This is a genomic window from Polaromonas sp. P3_C2, from assembly GCF_056402675.1.
The window spans coordinates 1-590 of the sequence record NZ_JBFUGX010001232.1 but is presented as its reverse complement, the minus strand read 5'-3'; the positions used below and the strand labels follow the sequence as shown (position 1 = coordinate 590).

Annotated in this window: 1 rRNA gene; it reads left to right on the top strand. The window is 49.3% G+C overall.

From position 1 onward, the window contains the following. Positions 1–64: 64 nt before the first annotated feature. Positions 65–590, top strand: a 16S ribosomal RNA gene (locus tag AC1DWI_RS25790); the annotation flags it as partial.

Genomic DNA, 590 nt, shown 5'->3' with positions numbered 1-590 from the left:
ATTCCGTTTTTATGAGTTTCTTCTTGCAGTCAAATGCAAGGAGTTGAAAATTATTGCAGTGATTAAACTATAGAGTTTGATCCTGGCTCAGATTGAACGCTGGCGGCATGCCTTACACATGCAAGTCGAACGGTAGAGTAGCAATACTCGAGAGTGGCGAACGGGTGAGTAATATATCGGAACGTGCCCAATCGTGGGGGATAACGTAGAGAAATTTACGCTAATACCGCATACGATCTAAGGATGAAAGCGGGGGATCGCAAGACCTCGCGCGATTGGAGCGGCTGATATCAGATTAGGTTGTTGGTGAGGTAAAAGCTCACCAAGCCGACGATCTGTAGCTGGTTTGAGAGRACGAYCAGCCACACTGGGACTGAGACACGGCCCAGACTCCTACGGGAKGCAGCAGTGGGGAATYTTRGACAATGGGSGMAASCCTGATCYAGCMATGCCGCGTGCAGGAAGAAGGCCTTCGGGTTGTAAACTGCTTTTGTACGGAACGAAACGGCTCTTTCTAATAAAGAGGGCTAATGACGGTACCGTAAGAATAAGCACCGGCTAACTACGTGCCAGCAGCCGCGGTAATACGT